Annotated in this window: 17 protein-coding genes; 8 read left to right on the plus strand and 9 right to left on the minus strand. The window is 41.0% G+C overall.

The window, feature by feature from the left end; all coding sequences use genetic code 11:
* The first annotated feature begins 54 nt into the window (after positions 1-54).
* From EPB74_RS03905 to EPB74_RS03925, 5 genes are all read left to right on the plus strand, one after another.
* Positions 55-2,190: an NADPH-dependent 2,4-dienoyl-CoA reductase gene (locus tag EPB74_RS03905; RefSeq protein ID WP_274902885.1), complete on the plus strand. Its 2,136-nt coding sequence runs from the start codon at positions 55-57 to the stop codon at positions 2,188-2,190.
* 156 nt (positions 2,191-2,346) lie between these two features.
* Positions 2,347-3,098 (plus strand): IS5 family transposase gene (locus EPB74_RS03910; protein ID WP_274902886.1). Its coding sequence is split into 2 segments (ribosomal slippage): positions 2,347-2,575 and positions 2,575-3,098, totalling 753 coding nucleotides; the frame shifts between segments, so codons are not numbered across the junction.
* Positions 3,099-3,138: 40 nt separating this feature from the next.
* Positions 3,139-3,744 (plus strand): hypothetical protein, encoded by a 606-nt coding sequence (locus EPB74_RS03915; protein WP_274902887.1) that lies wholly within the window; start codon positions 3,139-3,141, stop codon positions 3,742-3,744.
* 110 nt (positions 3,745-3,854) lie between these two features.
* Positions 3,855-5,063, plus strand: coding sequence for a serine hydrolase domain-containing protein (locus EPB74_RS03920; protein WP_274902888.1), 1,209 nt, complete (start codon positions 3,855-3,857; stop codon positions 5,061-5,063).
* A gap of 128 nt (positions 5,064-5,191) precedes the next feature.
* Complete coding sequence (locus tag EPB74_RS03925; RefSeq protein ID WP_274902889.1) at positions 5,192-5,827, plus strand: DUF2238 domain-containing protein; 636 nt, start codon at positions 5,192-5,194, stop codon at positions 5,825-5,827.
* 117 nt (positions 5,828-5,944) lie between these two features.
* Here EPB74_RS03925 and EPB74_RS03930 read toward each other — a convergent pair whose 3' ends face one another.
* The 6 genes from EPB74_RS03930 to EPB74_RS03955 all read right to left on the minus strand — a co-directional run bounded on the left by EPB74_RS03930 (position 5,945) and on the right by EPB74_RS03955 (position 12,609).
* On the minus strand, positions 5,945-6,361 hold the full coding sequence (locus EPB74_RS03930) for a VOC family protein (RefSeq protein ID WP_274902891.1): 417 nt from the start codon (positions 6,359-6,361) through the stop codon (positions 5,945-5,947).
* 69 nt (positions 6,362-6,430) lie between these two features.
* Positions 6,431-6,652 carry a lipoate protein ligase C-terminal domain-containing protein gene (locus EPB74_RS03935; protein WP_446740014.1) on the minus strand — a complete coding sequence of 74 codons (222 nt, stop codon included), beginning with the start codon at positions 6,650-6,652 and terminating at the stop codon, positions 6,431-6,433.
* Positions 6,653-7,324: 672 nt separating this feature from the next.
* Entirely contained in the window at positions 7,325-8,062 is a 738-nt protein-coding gene (locus EPB74_RS03940) for a hypothetical protein (protein WP_274902892.1), read from the minus strand.
* 124 nt (positions 8,063-8,186) lie between these two features.
* A complete protein-coding gene (locus EPB74_RS03945) occupies positions 8,187-9,191 on the minus strand; it encodes a lipoate--protein ligase (RefSeq protein WP_274902893.1) in 1,005 nt (334 codons plus the stop codon).
* 668 nt (positions 9,192-9,859) lie between these two features.
* Positions 9,860-10,594: a DUF6615 family protein gene (locus EPB74_RS03950; RefSeq protein WP_274902894.1), complete on the minus strand. Its 735-nt coding sequence runs from the start codon at positions 10,592-10,594 to the stop codon at positions 9,860-9,862.
* Positions 10,595-11,010: 416 nt separating this feature from the next.
* On the minus strand, positions 11,011-12,609 hold the full coding sequence (locus tag EPB74_RS03955) for a GMC oxidoreductase (RefSeq protein ID WP_274902895.1): 1,599 nt from the start codon (positions 12,607-12,609) through the stop codon (positions 11,011-11,013).
* Between the two features lie 511 nt (positions 12,610-13,120).
* Between EPB74_RS03955 and trpB the strand changes: the two genes are divergently transcribed.
* Both trpB and EPB74_RS03965 read left to right on the plus strand, forming a co-directional pair.
* Positions 13,121-14,347 (plus strand): tryptophan synthase subunit beta, encoded by a 1,227-nt coding sequence (gene trpB / locus EPB74_RS03960; RefSeq protein ID WP_274902897.1) that lies wholly within the window; start codon positions 13,121-13,123, stop codon positions 14,345-14,347.
* A 99-nt stretch (positions 14,348-14,446) separates the two neighbouring features.
* On the plus strand, positions 14,447-15,343 hold the full coding sequence (locus tag EPB74_RS03965; protein WP_274902898.1) for a DMT family transporter: 897 nt from the start codon (positions 14,447-14,449) through the stop codon (positions 15,341-15,343).
* 113 nt (positions 15,344-15,456) lie between these two features.
* Here the strand turns inward: EPB74_RS03965 and EPB74_RS03970 are convergent, their stop codons facing one another.
* The gene (locus tag EPB74_RS03970) at positions 15,457-16,569 is read right to left on the minus strand and encodes a hypothetical protein (protein WP_274902899.1); all 1,113 of its coding nucleotides are present in this window, start codon (positions 16,567-16,569) and stop codon (positions 15,457-15,459) included.
* A 98-nt stretch (positions 16,570-16,667) separates the two neighbouring features.
* Positions 16,668-17,792: a hypothetical protein gene (locus EPB74_RS03975; RefSeq protein WP_274902900.1), complete on the minus strand. Its 1,125-nt coding sequence runs from the start codon at positions 17,790-17,792 to the stop codon at positions 16,668-16,670.
* Positions 17,793-18,148: 356 nt separating this feature from the next.
* On the opposite strand from EPB74_RS03975, the gene nemA reads away from it, so the two are divergent.
* Positions 18,149-19,252 carry an alkene reductase gene (nemA, locus tag EPB74_RS03980; protein ID WP_274902901.1) on the plus strand — a complete coding sequence of 368 codons (1,104 nt, stop codon included), beginning with the start codon at positions 18,149-18,151 and terminating at the stop codon, positions 19,250-19,252.
* 178 nt (positions 19,253-19,430) lie between these two features.
* Here the strand turns inward: nemA and EPB74_RS03985 are convergent, their stop codons facing one another.
* Complete coding sequence (locus EPB74_RS03985; RefSeq protein WP_274902902.1) at positions 19,431-21,056, minus strand: carboxypeptidase regulatory-like domain-containing protein; 1,626 nt, start codon at positions 21,054-21,056, stop codon at positions 19,431-19,433.
* Between the last annotated feature and the right edge of the window lie 302 nt (positions 21,057-21,358).

Genomic DNA, 21,358 nt, shown 5'->3' on the forward strand with positions numbered 1-21,358 from the left:
CAGCATAACCATTTCTACAGAGCATTCCCGTAAACCATTCATAAGGAAAATGACATGACCGCCAGCCGCACTGCCAATACGATTGAAACTGCTAGCACCAACGAACATTACCCACATTTATTTGAGCCGCTAGATTTGGGCTTTACCACGTTAAAAAATCGCTTGGTTATGGGTTCGATGCATACTGGTCTTGAAGACCGCTTTTATAACTACGGTAAGCTTGCAGCGTATTTCGCTGAGCGTGCCAAAGGTGGCGCAGCAATGATGATTACGGGTGGTATCTCGCCGAATCGTGAAGGTTGGCTACTACCTGCTGGCGGCACCATGAATAGCAAAATGGATGTCCTTAATCACCAACGGGTGACCCGAGCTGCGCATAAATACGACAGCAAAATGATTATGCAAATCTTACATAGTGGTCGTTACGGCTATCATCCATTTGTGGTGTCATCAAGCCCGATTAAGTCGCCAATCTCACCGTTTAAACCTCGCAAAATGAGCATTAAAAACATTGAACAAACGGTTAATGATTTTGCACGCTCAGCACGTCTAGCCAAGCAAGCCGGTTATGATGGTGTCGAAATCATGGGCTCTGAAGGCTATTTGCTCAATCAGTTTTTATCTCGTCATGTGAATAAACGCCAAGACATTTACGGCGGTGACATTCATGCGCGTATGAAGTTTCCGGTTGATGTGGTTAAAGCCGTACGTGAAGCGACGGGAGAAGATTTCATTATCCTGTTCCGCTTATCAGTGATTGATTTGGTCAAAGACGGTAACGTCATGGACGAAGTTATCATCGTCGCCAAAGCGTTAGAAGAAGCGGGCGTGACCATCATGAATACCGGCATCGGCTGGCATGAAGCGCGTGTACCAACGATTGTCACTAGCGTACCACGTGCTGCCTTTGTGGACTTTACCGCTGAGATTAAAAAGCATATTAGTATCCCAGTGATGGCAGCTAACCGTATCAACATGCCTGATACGGCTGAAAAAATTGTGGCTAGCGGTCAATCGGATTTGATTCAAATGGCACGTCCGTTTTTAGCCGATGCGCATTGGGTGAATAAAGCTAAAAATGGTGAAGCCGAGCGTATTAATACCTGTATCGCTTGTAACCAAGCCTGTCTTGACCATACCTTTGAGAATAAACGCTCGACTTGTCTGGTCAATCCACAAGCTTGCTATGAGACGGAATTGGTCTATAAGAAAGCTAAAAAACCCCAAAAAGTCGCGGTTATCGGTGGCGGTGTCGCTGGCATGTCAGCCGCTCATGTCGCAGCTTTGCGCGGCCATGATGTGACATTATTTGAAGCCAAAGATATCCTGGGTGGACAGTTTAACTACGCCAAAGTCATCCCTGGTAAAGAAGAGTTTTTTGAGACTATACGCTACTATATCAATGAGCTTGAGCATTTAGGCGTTGAAGTTAAGCTTAATACCAAAGTTGATAAAGCGATGCTCGAGAAAGCTAAGTTCCATCACGTCATCGTCGCAACCGGTGTCGTGCCGAGAAGCCTAGCAGGTAAGTTGGAAGGTGCTGATTTACCACAAGTGATGAGCTATGCTGAATTGCTCTCTGGTGAAAAATCCGTCGGCGATACGGTTGCCGTCATCGGTGCTGGCGGTATTGGTTTTGATGTCAGTGAGTACCTCACGGCTAAGCATGGTCAACCGCTTGATGAGCTAGGTCCTGAGTTATTAAAAGACCCAAGTTACCGTCCAAAAGCCCAGTCTATCGACGAGTGGCGTGAAGAATGGGGCGTAACCTGTGATACTGACTATCAAAGCGAAGGCGGTTTGATTAAACCTGAAGCGATTAAACCTATCCGCCAAGTCTATCTCATGCAGCGTACCAAAGGCCGTTTGGGCAGTGGTTTGAATAAAACCTCTGGCTGGGTACATCGCGCCCATGTCAAATCGCATGGCGTTATCCAAGTATCGGGTGCTCAGTACGATAAAATTACCAATGAAGGGGTTTGGATCACCAATAATCAAGGTCAAAGCCAGCTATTGCGTGTCGATAGCGTCGTCGTTTGTGCTGGTCAAGAATCAGTCGTGGATTTGATGCCAAATGTTGGTGATGCACCTGATGCACAATATCATCTAATCGGTGGTGCAAAGCTAGCGGCAGAGTTGGATGCTAAGCGTGCTATAAGAGATGGGGCTGAGGTTGCGGCAGGAATTTAAAACTTAGGTTAGAAGTTGTCAAAGCGGCAAGGTAGATTATCTTGCTGCTTTTTTGTAGGGTGTATTTTATCTTGAACTAGGGCGTGTCCCTAATCTGGAAAAGTAAGTTCAAAAGCCTTAAAATATAGAGACTACTTCAAACATGGCCCTCTACATATGGCAAGAACAGTGCTCACAGATAATACATGGGAACAACTCCAAAGTACCATGAAAGCTCATGGCTGTCATACTTGGAAAAACGACAGACAAGTTATGGAAGCCATATTGTGGAAACTTCGTACAGGCGCGCCATGGCGTGACATACCGAGTGAACTGTGTCCTTGGAAAACTGCCTATAATCGTTTCAATAGGTTGTCGAAAAAGGGTTTGTGGGAGCAATTTTTTTTGACCTACGAGCAAGTATTGATGAAGAATGGATATTCGCAGATGGAAGCTACATCCGCTGTCATCAGCATTCAAGCGGCGCCAGACGAGGAGAGCTTCGAGCTACCGGAAAGTCACGAGGTGGAACCACCACTAAGATTCATCTCGCCGTCGATTCGCATGGAAACCCGATTGATTTTAAAATCACTGGGGGTGATGTCCACGACAGCCAAGCGGTAGATGACATTATAGAGATGCTAACGGATGCGACCTACTTTATTGCTGATAAAGCTTATGATTCTGAAACCATTAGAACTAGGCTAAAGCAAGACAACATAAGCCCTGTCATCCCTAAAAGAAAAAACGCTAAGCAACCAGACCTAGTGTTTGATCACTATTTATACAAGCTACGACACTTAGTTGAAAACACGTTTGCAAGGCTAAAACACTTTCGTAGTATTGCGACTCGCTACGAAAAACTAGCTCGAAATTATAAGTCTATGCTGTATTTGGCTTGTACTATGATCCACTGCAAACTGAATTAGGGACACGCCCTAATTTTGATGCTATTGAAAAGGAATTTTTATGGCAAGTAAAACTTTATTACTAGCTTTCGCTACTACAGCTCTTACATTCTCAGCCTCTGCTTATTCTGCACAGTTTTCTTCTATCATTGATGTGATAGCCATTCCTAAAAATGTTGAATACAATGTAAATGGTTGGGAGGATGTAGAGAAGATTCAAGGCATCGAATGGGAATGGCCGTATTATGAATCGGGAGCACATGACAGTACTATGGTAGGCACAACCAAAGTAGGGAATAGTAAAAATCCTAATATTGGCTATACTCAAATAAATGTCAATGGTGCTAGAACTTTCATCACCAATATCGAAATAATGATTCAAAACGAAGGGGGAAATCCTTCCAAGAGTGAAATAAATAAGCTTTTTGGTTCGGGGGAAATAATTAAAATTGCATCATCTTGTGACCAAGACTATGCCACTTGGGCAGATGCTACATATCAGTTTAAGAGATCAAAAGAGCAGCCAGTTTTTATACGATACGGCAGTAGCTGGGGTGCTTCAGGAAGCGGTGCTGTAACTATTGCAGTCGCTAATAATTTAGTATATTTAAACGATTACGATGATTGCTATGATAAGAAAACATTAGAGAAATGGAGTGACTATTAATTCTTAATTTTAAACGATGTTTGACGTATAGGTTCTAGAGCGACTACAAATTAGTATGACCTACTGTTAATTTTTATCTCACCAACCACGCCATAAAAAAGGATTTTATAATGGTAGTGTTAAAAACACTGTTTAAATGGATCGTTGTGCCTATTGTAGCACTACTCATTATTATCAGCTTAGGCTTAGTAGTGACAGGCAATGCTTATATTTTTCGTGGCTTACAGCTTACTTATCTTAAAGGCGAAAATACTGCCAATATCGATGATTATGTCGATTTTGATAATCGCACCATCCGCGCAAAAGATCCTATTACTTGGGACAAATCTTCTAACTTTGAGCAAGTTAAACTCACGCCTACCTTGCAAAACGCCTTGGACACCGATGAAACCGTTGCCTTTGCCATTATCAAAGACGGCAAGCTGCTGTACGAAAACTACTGGCAAGGCTACAGTGCCGACTCACATACCAATAGCTTTTCTATGGCAAAAACCGTCACAACCATGCTCTATCTAAAAGCGGTAGAAGACGGTTATATATCAAGTATTGATGAGCCCATAACTAAATGGCTACCTGAATACGCTGATAATCAATACGCTCAAGGTTGCACCCTCTCACACTTATCGGCGATGACCTCGGGCTACGATTGGACAGAGGATTACTATTTTCCGATTAATCCCACTGCGGAATCCTATTATGGTCATGACTTAGTTAAGCAAATGGTCAATCGCGATTTTGTAGAAGAATGTGGTGACCAGTTCAAATACTCGTCGGGTGACACGCAAATGCTTGGGATTGCTTTATCAAGAGCGTTAGAACCACATGGCTATACCATCTCTAGCTATCTAGAAGAGAAGTTTTGGCAACCTTTAGGAATGGAGGGTGATGCTTATTGGTCGCTCGATGGCTCAGAGAGCATTGAAAAAGTATATTGCTGTCTCAATGCCAGTGCTTTAGATTTTGCCAAATTTGGGCAGCTATTATTAAATGGTGGCGAATGGCAAGGTAAGCAACTGCTTAGCAAAGAGCACGTTGATTTTATAATTACGCCCAATGTGGAGGCATTTGCAGAAGGGCAAGCGCAAGTTTACGGTCATTCAGTATGGACAGATATGGAAAGTCCGATTCCGTTTTATGCCATGCTGGGTCACTTGGGACAGCGCGTTTTAGTGTTGCCTGAAGAGAACGCAATAATCGTTAGATTGGGCAAGCAGAAAGGTTTACCCACACCAGTAGAGGGATTTCATTTAGAGCCAGATTTGGGGCAGTATGTCACTGAGGTTAAGAAACTGTTGGATAAGCTGCCAAGAGAGCAGTAAGTTGAGTTTAGTTATTAGAGCGAGTTAACGATAGCATAGCTTACCAAATTCATCACATGCCCTTAATAATCAAATAGTAAGCACCGTGATAACAGCCTCTATTTTTAACAAGGAATATTAAAACGTTAATGAATAACTTAAATAAAAATAGAGGGCACGATGTTTCGCTTAAGACCGTTTGGTTGGTGGTATTTTTTGCTGTGCTCATTTGGTCGGGTATTGCGCCTAAAAATTATTTCACTTGGGCTTTGGAGGTTGCGCCCGCTCTGATTGGTTTAGGCATATTAGCCGCGACTTATCAAAAATTTACCTTATCAAGGCTAACGTATTTTTTAATATTGCTGCACTGCGTCGTATTAATGATAGGCGGTCATTACACGTATGCCGAAGTACCTCTGTTTGACACTGTCGCCAACTGGTTTGGTTGGGAGCGCAATCACTACGATAAATTGGGACATTTCGTACAGGGATTTGTACCAGCATGTATTGCTAGAGAACTTCTACTTCGCTTAAATGTAGTAAAAAACGAACGCTGGCTATTAGTTTTCGTGATGTCAGTTTGTTTGGCGTTTAGTGCCTTTTATGAGCTGATAGAATGGTGGATAGCTTTAGTAGTTGGCAGCGATGCAGAATCCTTTCTGGGGACCCAAGGTTATGTCTGGGATACGCAGTCTGATATGTTTATGGCGTTGATTGGATCGGCTGTATTTTTATCTTTCTTTCGAAAATGGCAGGATGTAAGTATCCAAAAATCGACTAAGTGAGTGTAGGGTGGTCGGTAGCGTAACTCACCAAATCCATAACTTTGATATCTAACGGTGAGTTACGTTTAATCCTTACTATTGATAAGAGCTTGAAAAGTCTAATTCAGCCTTATTTACCTACCAACTACCAATATTTCCCATTGAAATCCATGGTTCAATGGGTTCTAATTGCTTACCATCTTGAAGTAGCTCGATTGAGATATTGTTAGGGTCTTTAACGAAAGCCATATACCCATCTCTAGGCGGTCTTAATATATCGACACCAGCTGCCATAAATATTTCGCATTGCTCATATATATTGTCGACTCTAAAGGCAAAGTGCCCGAAGTTATTGCCGTTGTTATATTCTTCCTCGTCCCAGTTATGAGTAAGCTCAATTTCTGGAGCACCTTCATGGGTCGCCAAAAAGTATAAGCTGAATCTACCTGCTTCAGAATCCTTTTTTCTAAGCAGTTTCAAGCCCATAAGCTCACAATAAAACGATAAGGTTTCTTCTAGCTTATTCGTTCTAATCATTGCATGTAAATACTTCATAAAAACACCTTCTAATTTATTATTGTCTGAAAAATCTATATCTATAGTTTTTTAATCAAACACCAAAATCTAACCTTCCATCTCTCTCAGCAACCATCCAGACACATCATCAATTTGTGCAACTAAATTAGCATGCGCTTTACCCAACTCATCAAGCTTGTCTTTCCCTTCATTGCGATTATATTTAATGTCCGTCAGCGTATTTTTTAACAGATCAATCAACTCAACGTTTAACGCATCAGAGAAAATCACCACCTCGTTAATCACGGCTTGCTTCACATCAAGGTACAAATCAATAATGCTCCAATTAAAGTCAGTTTCAAGGTGATGAATAAATTTAGAACAGCAGCTAATAATAGCTTATATATAATTAGTCAAAACTCTACGCTAGAGATGATGGTTTTATAGTAAAAATTTGGCTTTTACTGCCATCACATTTTTCTAGCACAATATTGGTAGATTTAGCTTCTGTTAAAGACAGACAACTAAAATAGCGAGTAGAGTCGCTCCATAAATTCTTCTGCCATAACGGCATCAAGTTATATTTATTAGTGCCAACAGGAACAAGGGAGAAATTCTGTCCAGAGAAACCCCCACAATTTTTTAAATGTAATTCCTAATCATTATCTCCACCATTGACAATATCTAGGCAACTAGTATTACCAGATTGTTTTGCATGTAATATATATCTATCATCGCCATATTGTCCCGCAGGTATGGTCTTAAACTGCCAAAGTAGATCTGAATATTTAGAGCTTGGGGTAGCGTGGATTAATTTAGATTTAGAAGAAATGTTTATCGTATGAGAGTTGGTGTTATTACGTATGAGATAATCTTTATGAGGATTAATAGGTATATCAAAATGGGTTAAATTCAAGTTTAGACTTTCGAAGTAGTGAATTCTATTAGGTATTGCTTTTAATACATCATTTTGCAGCTTACCAATACGTTGACTCTTATATTTTACGGCATAATATGAGATAAGGCTTTCGGCAATATCCTCGTAATCATTATTTTTTGCATAATAGGAAATAAAGTCATTATCTTTAGCTTGAGCTTGCTTCCATAATTGATATTGCGGATTATTTTTTTAAATATCATATCATTAAAGTAGTTGTGAGTAGCTTCATGAAACAAAGCCTCTTCTATTGAGCCTAGCTTTATATGTTCAGCACCACGTTCTTCAAAAATAATGATGTTATTACTGCCACCTCTTAAACCATTGTAGTTATTGTGAATAGTCATCGAATGAGTAGGTTTTCGAAGGACAGGTGGTATATAGCCCAATTGATTTGCATACTGTAATGCTTTTAAATAAGCATCATGCCAAGGTCTATCGCCATTATCGTAGCTAACCTGAATTTCAATTTTACTACCTGCTAAATACCTGGCTTGAAAAATATAGAAGTCGCTATAAAGCCATTTTTTGGCTTTTACATCATAATATTTTCTGCTATCTATAATCTTTGGCAGATAGGTTTTTTTAGAGTCTGATAACGGATCATAAGAATACCAAGGCAAACGAACTTCAGGAATGTATAGTTTATCAAAATCGTTACTATCGTCTTGATTGATAATATCTGAGCCTAAGGCATAAACGGTGCCACCGCTACCATTGCTATGACCAAATGGTATGGCTACAGCTAGAGTGTTCATGCCCAACAGTAAAAAGCCTTGAAGCATAAAGCGAAATGCTCTCATACATTACCTTTCAAAAATTGCTACACCATAAATAAAATAACCTTAATAAGTATATATTTGTATTCTATAGACTGTTTTGCCTCTCTGTTCCAGTTCGTTGCTTATCAAGTCCTTACTCTCACATTTAACCTTCCATCTCACTAGTCAGCCACTTAGAAACATCATCAACCTGCGTAGCTAACTCAGGATGCGCTCTGCCTAATTCATCAAGCGTGGCTTTGATGTCGACCTTATTGTATTTAACGTCAATTAGCATGTCTTTTAGTAGGTCAATCAACTCAACATTTAGCGCATCAGAGAATATAACCACCTCGCTAATGACCGCTTGCTTCACATCAAGGTGCAAGTCAATAATGCCCCAGTCAAAGCGCGTTTCAATGTGATGGGTGAATTCAGGCGTCTTGCCAAAGCGCCAATCCCAATCTGCCATTTGTTGATAATATTTATTGAGCGTCGGCTGCTTGGCGAGGCTGGCTTCATCCAATTCTTCTACTGGCGCGGTGTCGCCATGATATTCAAAAAACGCTTCGATAATGGCATCGGATAAGATCTCGTGATTAATCGTATCGTTAAACTCTACTAAGTTAGCGACACGTGCGCGCACAGACTTGATACCTTTGGCTTTCAGCTTAAGCGGATGCGGATTGAGATAATCGCCAAGCTTTTGCATGTTGGCGTTCACCAGTAATGTCCCATGGTGAAAGCTGCGATCGGCGGCATGTTTAAAGGCGCTGCCTGATATTTTTTTATCACCGACTTGCATGTCATTACGACCAGATAAATCTGCGTCTATGCCCAATTTTTTTAGTGCATTAATAATAATGGTAAAGTTCGCCTCTTGGTCGTAGTCGGCTTTGGGCGACAAAAAGGTAAAGTTGGTATTGCCTAAATCATGAAACACCGCGCCGCCGCCACTTTGTCGACGCGCCAAAAACACATCGTCGGCTTCCATCTTATCGATTTTGCATTCCACCCATGGGTTTTGTGAGCGCCCAATGACCACGGTCTCGCTATTGCGCCATAAAAATAGCGTGTGCGAGTCGGGATTGAGCGTATTAAATATCCAATCCTCTGTGGCGAGGTTAAACCAAGGGTTGGTCACAGCAGATTTTAAGATGCGCAGTTTCATTTTTTTTCCTTTTTCTCGAATGGTTTTTCTATATTGAATGTTATAAATAGATATTGTCATTGTTGCCGATGCGGGGTTGGAATTCAATAACTGTCTAGTAGAGGAGTTATGATTTTGGGTATTCGTATATCATGATAGGGCAGAGTATTTTGATTAGATTTTGGAGAAGGTGATTTATAGTTTGTTGGAGGAATAGTTAGTTTTTGGAGCTAATCCTGCTATCCGCTTGTATCTAACTGGTCGATGGCGTGCGGACTGTTTTGTCTGGTGGTGTTCCTGTTGTCTCGATACCACCCCCAACCATAGTCCGCATCGCCATCTTCTGCGTCAGGATACCGCTGCTATCAGGGCTAGCGGTGAGATCTGCTACCTTCTATGAGTCTATCGTAATTGAAATTATGGTTATTCACGATAATTCATAGATTGACGTTTTAGCCTATAGGATTATGTACAATAGAAAGCTAGGTAAGCAGATATAGTCGATCCACTATAAAACAAACACAGTGCTACTGGGATAAGTATTGCGCAGCCTCTGTCTGCGCAGGCACAGCAAGCAAGGAAAACTTATATCAGTAGCGCGTTATAATATTTGTGCTTATTTTATTTAGGACTGACTATACCTAAACTATGATTTCTAAAAAATCATCACATACTCTACATAAATTAAATTAATCTTTATCAATATTGATAACTAAAGCTCTTTTAGCAAAAGTAGGTTGCTCAAATTTTAGATCTCTATTCATAAAAACAAATCCTGATTTTGGCATCAAACCGAGGTTTTCAGGTAATTTTTGATGAATTTTAGTGTTAGAGTTAAGTAGCTCTGAATACTTATAACCATTAGTGTTGTTTTGATTTAGAAATATTTTTGTTAACTTTATTAGATCAGGTAATGGGAATGTACTAGGATCGTCATGCAAAGACTTGAATTTACGTCCACCATAAGTTTTTACCGCTTTCTTGATTGTATTCAATGAAGTTACTGTTACACCATATCTACCTTTTGAGTAATTAAGATTTTGACTACCTAAATCAAAATTTTTGTCTAAAACATAGTTATATAGTGCATAAATAGGTACAGCTCCAATAGCGCTAGCATGAGCTTCTAGTATTAATGACTGAGATGTTTTAATATTATTTACTAAAACCTGGTGATTAATAGTTTTGTAGTTATTATCATTTGTGTAATACTTTTTTGCTTGAACAGCAAAACAAACCCAACCAAGTTTACTGCTACCAATCCACCACACCCAGTCTGTCCCAAACTCTGATTCTTCATCTTGTTTCGTTTGTCTAATAAAGATGTTAGGGTTATTTGATTTTAGTATATTCAACAAAATTACATCTGATATTGTAGTTTCACCAAAGCTGAGATTAGAATGATGGGCATACTCCAAATTCATCCAAACATCCTTCGTTACTTTCTCAAAAAAATGAATTAGTTTATCGTATGACAATGATATTATCCTTGGATTAATTTTAAATATGGATGTTCAATCTATTATTTATGAATACAATGGATTATGTACTTTAGGATAATAGAAAACTGTTTTCTGAAGTCGGCAAATTAATTTAATTATCTATAACTGTCTTGAGACGTGGTTTAAGCTTAATACCAGCGTGCTTCCTTGACAACTTACTTAGCATAATTATAGGCGTTCGCTCGAGTATTCGAACGACTCTAGCATTTAGCTCCCGCTCTAGTAAATAGGCAAGATATGAGCAAACAGCAGCATTAGTTATATTATTCCCAAGCTTAACCCAAAGAACGCCCCTCAAGATCGTTTTCTATCTAACCAAATCCTAAGACTCTAACAACCTACCCAAAATCTGCCTTCAAAATAGCTGCCATATTACGTTCAGCAAGTCCTGTGATAAACACATACGGATTAACGCCAGCGCTACCGGGGATTAACGCACCATCTTGCACATAGATATTCTCATGCCCTTTAACGCGTCCAACTTCATCGGTCGCTTTACCGAGGACGCAACCGCCGAGCGGGTGATAGCAAAAGTCATCGCCAAAGCCTTTGGTAAACAATAAGCTTGAAGTAGAGCCGCCGTTAGCTTTGGCGAGCTTATCTAACAACTCTTTAGCAGCATTTACCGAGTATTCATTTTGCTCACGTTTCCAGTTGAGTTTGACGGTTTTGGTGGTTTTATCGTAGTAGTAATTGCCGCGTTCGGGATTGTCGGTGATGGCGAGATAGAGCGTCGTCCAAGTTTCAAGCCCTAGCGGTAGTGGGGCGAGCTCGGCAAAGATTTTGTACTTTGAGCCGTCTCTATCGCCGTCCCACATATTAATGGCCTTGACCGGAATGGTAGATTGGATAGTACCAGCCGCATGGACGAAATTACGACCGGTCATGATGTTGCCGTTGGGTCCCCAATGTTGTCCAATATGTTCGTTTAGGTTGTTTAATTTTCCTTCAGCTTGGCTTTTAAGTAGCAGCTCTGAGGTACCAGTACTGCCCGCATTCAGGAACAGCTTATCGCAAGTGTAATGTTCAATTTTATCGATGCCGCCAGTTTTATTGATGACGTGAACTTCTAAGCGCAGTTGGTCGTTATCGTGCGCTTGGATGGTGTTGACCTTGCGTAAGGTTTTGACGGTGACATTGCCAGTGGCTTCGGCGTCCTTTAGATAAGTTAGATCCAGTGAGAATTTACCCGCATTATTACCATAGATTACTTCGCCGCCGAGTGCTGACTTATACACTTCGCCGCGCGCTTCTTTTTGCATGTAGTCAAAGTCATAGCTATTACCAAAGAATTCCGTCTTCAGCCCAGCTTTTGAAGCTTGGCGTTCAGCGGCGCGGGTAAATTCATAATGCTCGGACTCATTAAAGAATGATTCTGGAATTTGGCTAACTTTGAGTTCCTTCATGGCGCGAGGGAAGTAAGTATCGTACATCTCATCAGAATCAATCCATGGAAATACAGATTCAAAGTGCGAGCGTCTGGGCTGAATGGCAATCGCGCCATTAACGATAGAGCCGCCGCCATAGGCACGCCCAGCGAAGACTTTCATATCGTCATATTCGATTAAATCCAAAACTCCCGGATATTTTTTAATGGGAATAGGAATGGTGATGGGCGCATTTGGCCAATTGCTAAACCAGCTTGAGCGTTTATCGGCGCTAATCATCTTGCAAAAAGTATCGTGCTTGGGACTTCTATCCCAGCGCATGCCCATCTCAAGTATCAATACTTTATGACCTTTTTCGCTCAATCGCAGCGCCGATACCGCACCGCCATAGCCACTACCAACGATGATATTAGGAAAGTGACCAGCTTGGGTAACCTTGCTTGGTAGTTTTACTGGTTTTGTAAGCGTTTGGCAGCCACTTACTGCAGCGGAGGTGCTGATAGCGCCTAAGCTGAAACCCATGGCTTTAATCAGTTGACGTCGTTGCATACTGCTTCCTAATAGGTGTTATTTAAGCTGAAAAAGTGATTATCTGGTAAGGGTAAGCCTAGTTAGGTAGGCTAAACGAGCGCTATATTAGCAAACATAGGTTGCTTAACTATGTCTTTTATATTATTGCTCTAAAGAGCATGAATAATAAAAATCGAGTTAACCCAGTAAACCCTTCTATTATTTTTAATAGTTATATAGTCAGCTCAATGTAAAAACGATACAGCGGGATTGGGATGAATTTTTTGCAGCCTCTGTCGGCGTAGGCACAGCAAGCTAGAAAAAATCATCCCAGTCTCGCGTCATAAAATCACGTATTTATTTTATTTGGTATCAACTATAGCCACTTGTTATTTTAGTTTATCCATGAGCTTGACCTTCTAAAAAAAATACCTTAATATCTTGTTTCAATGTACTAGAACAAAAGTACAAAAATATTCTTTTATGATTAAAAATTAGTATTTCAAAACTTTCATTTCAAACATTGCATTTAAGGGAATAGGGTCTCGATATGACAACGCAAAATATAGCAGCTGGCTACGGATTACATCAGTCAATCTTGCCTAATGACGATGGTTTATACGGTGAGTTCGGTGGCAAAACTGGTCATCCTGAGCTGGCCAAAGCCATGGCAGAAATTGAAACAGGTTTTCGTGAAATTATCAAAGATGAAGACTTTATCGCTGAGATGAAGCGCTTACGTGAGACTTACGTTGGTCGTCCAAGCCCCATTTACCATGCGCAGCGTTTGACCGAGCATTGCGGCGGCGCACAGATTTATTTTAAACGTGAAGATTTAAACCATACTGGCGCGCATAAGATTAATCACTGTTTGGGTGAGGTGTTATTAGCCAAGAAATTAGGCAAAACCAAAGTAATCGCCGAAACCGGCGCAGGACAACATGGCGTAGCGTTGGCAACGGCAGCAGCATTAATGGGCATCGAGTGTGAAATTCATATGGGTGTGGTCGATATTAAAAAGGAGCATCCAAACGTTAGCCGTATGAAAATTTTGGGTGCCAATATCGTGCCGGTATCACGCGGTGCTGGAACACTAAAAGAAGCGGTCGATAGTGCTTTTGAGACCTATTTGAATGAGCTTGATAGCAGTATGTTTGCGATTGGCTCGGCATTGGGACCGGCGCCATATCCTGAAATGGTCAGCTATTTTCAATCGGTTGTCGGTCATGAGGCACGGGCGCAGTTCTTAGCAACGACGGGTAAGCTGCCCAATAAGGTGGTCGCTTGTATTGGCGGCGGCTCTAATGCCATTGGTATGTTTAGCGGATTTTTCGATGATAAGGAAGTACAGAAAATCGGCGTAGAACCAGCTGGTAAAGGTTTAGATACACCCAATCATGCGGCGACGATGGCATTAGGTGTCAAAGGTGAGATTCATGGTTTTAAATGTTATGTATTACTCGATGAAAAAGGCGAGCCAGCACCTTTCTATTCGATTGCTTCGGGGCTTGATTATCCTGGGGTTGGACCGCAGCATTCGCATCTCAGAGATTTGCAATTGGCGACTTATGAGTCAGCAACGGATGCAGAGTATTTAGAGGCTTTTATGGCATTGTCACGCCTTGAGGGTATTATCCCTGCATTAGAGTCAGCGCATGCCATCGCTTATGCGATGAAAGTGGCGAAAGATATGTCAGCGGATGAGACAATTTTGGTTAATTTATCAGGGCGCGGCGATAAAGATATCGATTTTATTTTGGACAAAGTAGATTTATAGAAAAATCTGTCATCAGTATAGAAAAAATAACACCCATTGAGCGACGAACCAGTTATTATCGGAGTTTTTTTACTGTCTAATGCTTGATAAGGTTTATCCATGTCTAATCGCGACCTCATTATCTTTGTGACGCTGTCCTTTATGTGGTCGCTGTCTTTTATATTTTATCGCGTTGGCGTGCCCGAGTTTGGTTCGTTGGCATTTGCCAGTTTGCGTGTGGTATTTGCCGGTTTGGTCATGCTGGTCTTTGTGTTGCTTAGCCCAAAAAACAGGCAAGGTGTTCGTGAAAATTGGAAAGTATTGGCACTGGTTGGTTTATTTTCCGCCGCCATTCCTTTTGTGCTATTTTCATTTTCAGCGCGCTCGATAAATGCTGGGGTGTTAGCAGTACTCAATGCGTCAGTGCCGATGATGAGTGGTTTTATTGCCAGTACCTTTTTTAAAGATAAATTATCAAGAAAACAGATACTTGGTTTGGTCATCGGTGTCATCGGTGTGATTATTTTGATGAGTGAAAGCTTGTTTGGTGGGCAAGGCGCTGAGTCAGGTTCTGGTCTATTGCCGATGGGCTACGCATTATTAGCCTGTGTCGGTTATGCGCTTGGGGCAAACATCACTAGAAACTATTTATTTAACGTTTCACCCGTCGCGATTACGGCCGGTTCACTTATCATCGCTAGCGTCATTATGTTACCAATAGCGCTCTATGAATTTCCTTATGGCAAAAGTATCAGTCTCAATGCTTGGGTTTCAGTCATTTGTATCGGCGTATTTTCAACGGCCATCGCGCTGATTTTTATGAATCAATTAATCAAAAGTATTGGTCCTATGCGGGCAACCAGTATTACCTTAGTGATACCTATTTTTGCCATTATTTTTGGCTATTTGCTGCTTGGTGAAGCGTTGGATACACCTGCGATTATTGGCTCAATGGTGATATTGTTTGGCACGTATTTGTCTTTAGAGCTGTCTTTTAAAAAGATGCTAAAGTCATAAAAATAACAGAAATTGGTTGGTGCATAAAAAAACCTACTTTTTTAAGTAGGTTTTTTTATATTCAAAGCACTTGATTGAGCTTAATTAACAGCGCCAATAACAACTTAATATCATTATTCAGTGTCGTTTTCTACGCAAACGACGCCAATGAAACAATTCTTGGTAGCGGCTTGCCATGGTGACTCCATCGGTAGTGCTTCTGCTCTTTGGTCACGGGCGATTGCCCATTCACTCATCTCATCACCATTTTCATCAATGCCGGAGGTAGGGTATTTCTCCTGACGCTGACTATCGGTTAGCGCTATAAAGTCTAACAAGGCTTGAGCGTCTCTAGCCAAAACACTATTGGGACGTCTGGCTAATTTGAGCATTAACGGTCGATATTCGGGTGCGACAAATTCATGAATACTGTCATCTGTCCATTGCGTATTTTCTGAACCAAATAATAGTAAATAACGATATACCTCAGATAAATATTTGGCGTCTTGATGTGCGTAGCCTTTTGGATAACGTGCTACATAATCTTCCCAAAACTGTGCGCGTTCAATCAACTCTTGCAAAGAAAAGGCAATCGCCGCGTCAAACCAAAAGATTTTTTGATTATCCATTGCCAGTCGCTCAATAAATGCTTTTTGATCTTGGCGCAGATAAGGGGTAAATATATCTACCATGGCTTGTAAGTCATGAGTGAATTCGTAATAGCCTTCGCCCAAATATATGACACGTACATCAGCGTCGTCCTCTACCAGTCTAATAAGATATTGCAATCTTGGGTTTAGCGTCTTCAGTAGGGGCTCGGGCACCTTTTTGCCTTCGTCAGCCATGCTCATAACGGTATAAAAATTCTCATCCTCCATAGTCTGACTTATGGTTAAAAAACGTCCATACATCGCTTGGTAATTCTCTAATAAGCTCAAAACCTCAGCATTACTAGCCGTTGGCAAACAGTTTTTTAACCGTTTTTGGAGGGCATCAATGGCTTCAATCTTGTTGGTATCATCCACTTCTTGCATAGACTTACTCAGTTCTAAGCAGGTCTTAGTGTCTATCGCTGGCTCTGTGACCATAGCTGGTTTAGATTGTTCTATGCTTAGGGGTTGTTGGTTATTTTGCTCTACTCTTTGCGTATCATTTGATTCAGTAGGCGTTTCTACATTAGGTTGACAACCACTTAAGGCAACCAGCAAGCTCATTACTGTGGTAAGAGATAATAGAGTTTTTTGCATGCGAACCATCCTTTAAATAAAGGCTAAAAAAAGTAGCGAATTATTTTTGCTGTATTTTTGAGTTTTAACCCGCCCAAGTGCCATTCTCTACCGCCTTGTTAGTCGAGACGCTCATCTTGGCAAATCACCCCGTTTGAGCAATCTTTATTATCACCATTAGTATTCCAAAAAGATGGTATCTGCATGGCTTGATTTAATCGATAGTAGGTCATTGACCTCTCATGAATTTCGTAACCATCTTCATCGGTACTAGGCGCTGGATATAGCTGTTGACGTTCGCTATCGGATAACGCCATGAAGTTCAGATAGTTTGTTGCATCTTTTGCCAAGGTACTATCGGGACGTTTGGTGAGTGCAATCATCGTCTGCTTATACTCTGGTTCCAGAAACTCACGGATGTCATCATCCGTCCATTGGGTATTGTCTGAACCAAAAAATAAGTAATAGCGATACGAGTCTAGTATGGTTTTGGCATCTTTTACCGCGTAGCCATTTGGATAGCGCGTTATATAATCCTCCCAAAACACCGCACGCTCAACCAACTCTGCAAAAGAGGTAGTAATGGCGGCATCACTCAAAAAGATATCTTGATTCTCTATTGCCATTTGCTGGATAAATGCTTTTTGGTCTTGGCGTAAATAAGGGGTAAATATATCTGCCATGGCTTCCAAATCATGACTAAAGGAATAGTAACCTTCGCCTAAATTGTAAACTCTAACATCGGCACCATTTTGGATGAGACCAATCAAGTAGCGTACGCGTGGGCTCAGATTTTTTAGTTTTTCTTCCGCTACTTTTTCGCCTTGCTCTAAGGCATTCATTACTTCAAAAAAATCGTTATTGAATTCTTCGTCATTAATATCACTATCATCCCATAAAAAGCGCTCATACATCGCTTGATAGTCTTTTAGCACATTCAATACTTCGGCATTATTAGCCGTTGGCAAACAGGATTTAAGCAGTTTTTGAATGGCATAAATAGCTTCAATTTTGCTGGTGTTATCCACTTTTTGCATGGCGTCACTGAGGGCTAAACAGGTCTTGGCGTCTATCGCTGAATTATCAGCAATCGTAGGCTTAAGCGATTTGTTTACGGATGGTTGGCGAATTTGGTCGGTGCTGTCTTTGACCTCTACTTCAGGCGCTTCTGATTTAGGCTGACAAGCATTTAAAGTAAACAGCAAGCTCATCCCTATAGTGAATGATAAAATAGTTTTTTGCATGCGTTACGTCCTGTAAATAAAGGATAAAAAGAGCAGGGGCTATCTTGGAAAACTACGTTGATATGACGGTATTTTTTGAAGGCATTTTTTGAAAACATATTTTTTATATCAAACTAAGAATATCAGCTTAATAAGCTTATAAGACCGCATAAATAATAACGTTTAATAATCCAAAAATATACGTATGTCGGTGTTTTTGTTTGTAAATTTCACTTGGAATGCTGGCTTTTACCCCTATAAAGAACACGGCTTATACATAGCATGCTTAGTCAGTTCAAGAAGCAAAAGTACGTGCTATTGACCAATTATCGATAAACTTTATAACTGTCGTTTTATAACAACAAACAAGGCTTTTTATGGCACACGATAACTTATTTGAACCCATCACAATGGGCACCCAAACCCTAAAAAACCGCATTATTATGGCACCATTAACACGCTTGCGCTCTGTCGAGCCAGGTGACGTACCGACAGCACTGGCAAGTGAGTACTATTCACAGCGTGCAAGTGCTGGCTTAATTATTGCTGAAGCCACGCAGGTGTCTTTTCAGGCAAAAGGTTATGCGGGCGCACCGGGTATCCATACCCAAGATCAGACGACGGCATGGAAAACTATCGTCGATAATGTACATGCAAAAGGCGGCAAGATTGTTGTACAGCTATGGCATACGGGTTTAGTCGCGCACGAAAGCGTGCAGCCTGATGGCAAAGCGCCAATCTCTGCTTCTGATGTCCATGTTGGTGTGCGCACCTCACTTCGCGATAGTAATAATCAAGCCATTCGTGTTGAGGCGACTACCCCGCGCCCAGCGACGATTGATGAGATCAAGCAAGTTGCCACTGACTTTGGTCTTGCCACCAAAAATGCCAAAGAAGCAGGCTTTGATGGTGTAGAGATTCATGGTGCACATGGCTACCTCTTGCATCAGTTTTGGGCTCAGCATACTAACCAACGTGATGATGAATATGGCGGCAGTCGTGACAACCGTGCCCGCTTGATGTTAGAAGTGATTGATGCTTGCGTTGGCGCATGGGATGCTGATCATGTTGGTATTCGTATCTCACCGCTTGGGACGTTTAATAATGTCGAAGCGGGCTATCATGAAGACGAAAATATCTGGCTGATTGAGCAAATTAATAAGCGCGGTATCATGTATCTACATCTGTCTGAGCCTGATTGGGCAGGTGGCACGCCGTATAGCAGTGAGTTCCGTCAGCGTGTTCGTAATGCCTTTGGTCAGATGATTATCGCGGCCGGCGGCTATACCGCTGAAAAAGCAGAGAAAAATATCAAAGCTGGTTATATCGATGCGGTTGCTTTTGGCCGTGACTATATTGCCAACCCCGATTTGGCTGAGCGTATCCGTGAAGAGGCGCCACTAAATGAGCAGCATCCAGAGAGTTTTTATGGTGGCACTACTGAAGGCTATACCGATTATCCATTTTTAGACCAAGCTTAATAGCCATTGAAGCTATGAATGGATCTGTAAGTCCTTTTGAAGCTACTAATCTTGAAGAGAGTAAAACCCCCGATGGTATACCATCGGGGGTTTTACTATTCTTTAATAGTACTGACTAAATTATGTATCAAAAGCCTGAGTCATATAATCAACTATTAAATAAGATCAAATATGCAATCTAAGGTGCGGTACAGTATCGTGGCGTTGATTCTGCAGTGTTTCTGAACGTAGTTCTTTCTTCTTCTACAGTTAACCAACGGTCTACAGTTTGGTAAGTGATATTACATCTTTCATCAACAACTAAGTCAAATGAGTGCCAAAAGTAACTACTGGTTCCGGTATCATTGACTGTTGGCGTTAGTGTGCGACTACGTATAGTTGGTCCTGCTAAAAATACGCTAACGGGAGAGTCTTTAATACCTGGACCTTGAGTGCCGCTATAATTATGAACACCATAACGGTAGCGTCCTACCATCAAATTACGTACAGTCACAAATTCAGGACCAAAACTATCAGTATCATCTACGTCTAAATTAGCAAATGGTGCAGAAGATAGATTACCTTTATTAGAATAATAAATATGGTCACCTGAAGGCGTTAATAGATGTGAGTCCACGTCTCTTGGGCGCTCACCCCAAGTGAGACGAATAGACAAATTATCATTTTCTGTACTGACAGTTAAGCAGCCATCAGTGATACGATAATTGCCACCAAGCGTGGTTATTGGTTTAGCATTTGATGTTCGGCTACCATTTTGTGCATAGACATACAACTGACTATTACGGCGAGCAGGTAGAGTGAAATCACCATTACTATTGGCTATCGCGGTGGTTACAGAGGAGTAATTGATACCGTCGCTTTTTACTAGGGCATTCTTAACACGAACACCATCAGTATCTGCAACACAACCCGTGACATTGACGGTATCCATTGCCACATCAATATTCCAAGAGCCTATTGTGTCAACACTTGCCGTATATGCTTGCACACCATTAGCCAAAGTTTGTAACTCAGCTGTACCGGTCTGAACCCAACCTTGCTGTATAGCATTATAAAAGAATAAAGGCATTTGCTGTTTTAAAGGCTCTAAACTTCGAGTTGAGACTGGAATAACTAAGGATGCACGACTGCCGTCAGCTATTACTAAATCATTTTTGGCACTATCTATGGCAGTTATTTTTAGCGCGCCCCAGCTTTCCATGAATCCGCCACCGACAATACCATAGCCTCCTGGCATCTCATCTGAGTTAATAGCGGGTCTTATCACATCCATAGTGACACTTATGTCACCAACAATAGGCTGCCCATCTGCTCTCTGCAATGCATTAGCAGGTATGGTAACTTTTGCACCTAAGCGCTCAATCACTAAATTAACGCTCGCTTTAGAAGTCTGAACCACTGAAACAATAGTGTCATCATTATTAAGCTGATATTCTACTGATAATGGCGCTGTGCTAGCAACTACAGTAGTGAACGTACGTTCTGGATAACCTTCAGCATTAATAGTCAAAGTTACTGATTCACCTACTGTAAGATCTGGCAGTTGGAAAGAGCCAGTTGCGCTACTTATATACTTTTTACCTGCTATTGTGATCGTTGCATTAGCAATTGGAGCTAAGCTGATCTGATCTACAACGATACCTGAGATACTACCCACATTTTGACTAGGAACAGTGGGCGTATTTTGCTCTGGATTCTTAGTTGAATTGCTATTTGAATCTTCATTACAACCAATCAATATCAGTGTTGATAAAGCGCCTACACTCAATATCTGTAAAGGTTTAATCATCTTTTTATTGGACATAAAATTTCCTTTATAAGGTCAAATATCATAACGAACATTATGTTGAAAGAGCTATCCTTGTTCAAAAATATTTTTAGCAAGGATAGAAACATAAAAGTATATGGACGAAAAAATAAAGCATGAGACACAAAATCTCTGCTAATAAACACTTGTCCGTATTTATAGTAACATAGCTGTTACATTCATAGATTAAAAAAACCTAAAAGATTGTTTATAAACTTATAAATTCAGGAAGCAAAATGTTTCCAAATAAAAAGCCACCTAACTAAGATAGTCAGATGGCTTTTTGATGAGTAAATCTT

The organism is Psychrobacter sp. DAB_AL62B (assembly GCF_028895345.1).
GTDB lineage: Bacteria > Pseudomonadota > Gammaproteobacteria > Pseudomonadales > Moraxellaceae > Psychrobacter.

Coding starts and splice junctions, on each gene's coding strand:
- EPB74_RS03955 (WP_274902895.1), bottom strand. CDS start 12,609: ATGCAACGACGTCAACTGATTAAAGCCATGGGTTTCAGCTTAGGCGCT.
- EPB74_RS03975 (WP_274902900.1), bottom strand. CDS start 17,792: ATGCAAAAAACTATTTTATCATTCACTATAGGGATGAGCTTGCTGTTT.
- EPB74_RS03940 (WP_274902892.1), bottom strand. CDS start 8,062: ATGAGAGCATTTCGCTTTATGCTTCAAGGCTTTTTACTGTTGGGCATG.
- EPB74_RS03970 (WP_274902899.1), bottom strand. CDS start 16,569: ATGCAAAAAACTCTATTATCTCTTACCACAGTAATGAGCTTGCTGGTT.
- EPB74_RS03985 (WP_274902902.1), bottom strand. CDS start 21,056: ATGTCCAATAAAAAGATGATTAAACCTTTACAGATATTGAGTGTAGGC.
- EPB74_RS03920 (WP_274902888.1), top strand. CDS start 3,855: ATGGTAGTGTTAAAAACACTGTTTAAATGGATCGTTGTGCCTATTGTA.
- EPB74_RS03930 (WP_274902891.1), bottom strand. CDS start 6,361: ATGAAGTATTTACATGCAATGATTAGAACGAATAAGCTAGAAGAAACC.
- EPB74_RS03950 (WP_274902894.1), bottom strand. CDS start 10,594: ATGAATTTGGAGTATGCCCATCATTCTAATCTCAGCTTTGGTGAAACT.
- EPB74_RS03965 (WP_274902898.1), top strand. CDS start 14,447: ATGTCTAATCGCGACCTCATTATCTTTGTGACGCTGTCCTTTATGTGG.
- EPB74_RS03905 (WP_274902885.1), top strand. CDS start 55: ATGACCGCCAGCCGCACTGCCAATACGATTGAAACTGCTAGCACCAAC.
- EPB74_RS03915 (WP_274902887.1), top strand. CDS start 3,139: ATGGCAAGTAAAACTTTATTACTAGCTTTCGCTACTACAGCTCTTACA.
- EPB74_RS03945 (WP_274902893.1), bottom strand. CDS start 9,191: ATGAAACTGCGCATCTTAAAATCTGCTGTGACCAACCCTTGGTTTAAC.
- EPB74_RS03925 (WP_274902889.1), top strand. CDS start 5,192: ATGAATAACTTAAATAAAAATAGAGGGCACGATGTTTCGCTTAAGACC.
- trpB (WP_274902897.1), top strand. CDS start 13,121: ATGACAACGCAAAATATAGCAGCTGGCTACGGATTACATCAGTCAATC.
- nemA (WP_274902901.1), top strand. CDS start 18,149: ATGGCACACGATAACTTATTTGAACCCATCACAATGGGCACCCAAACC.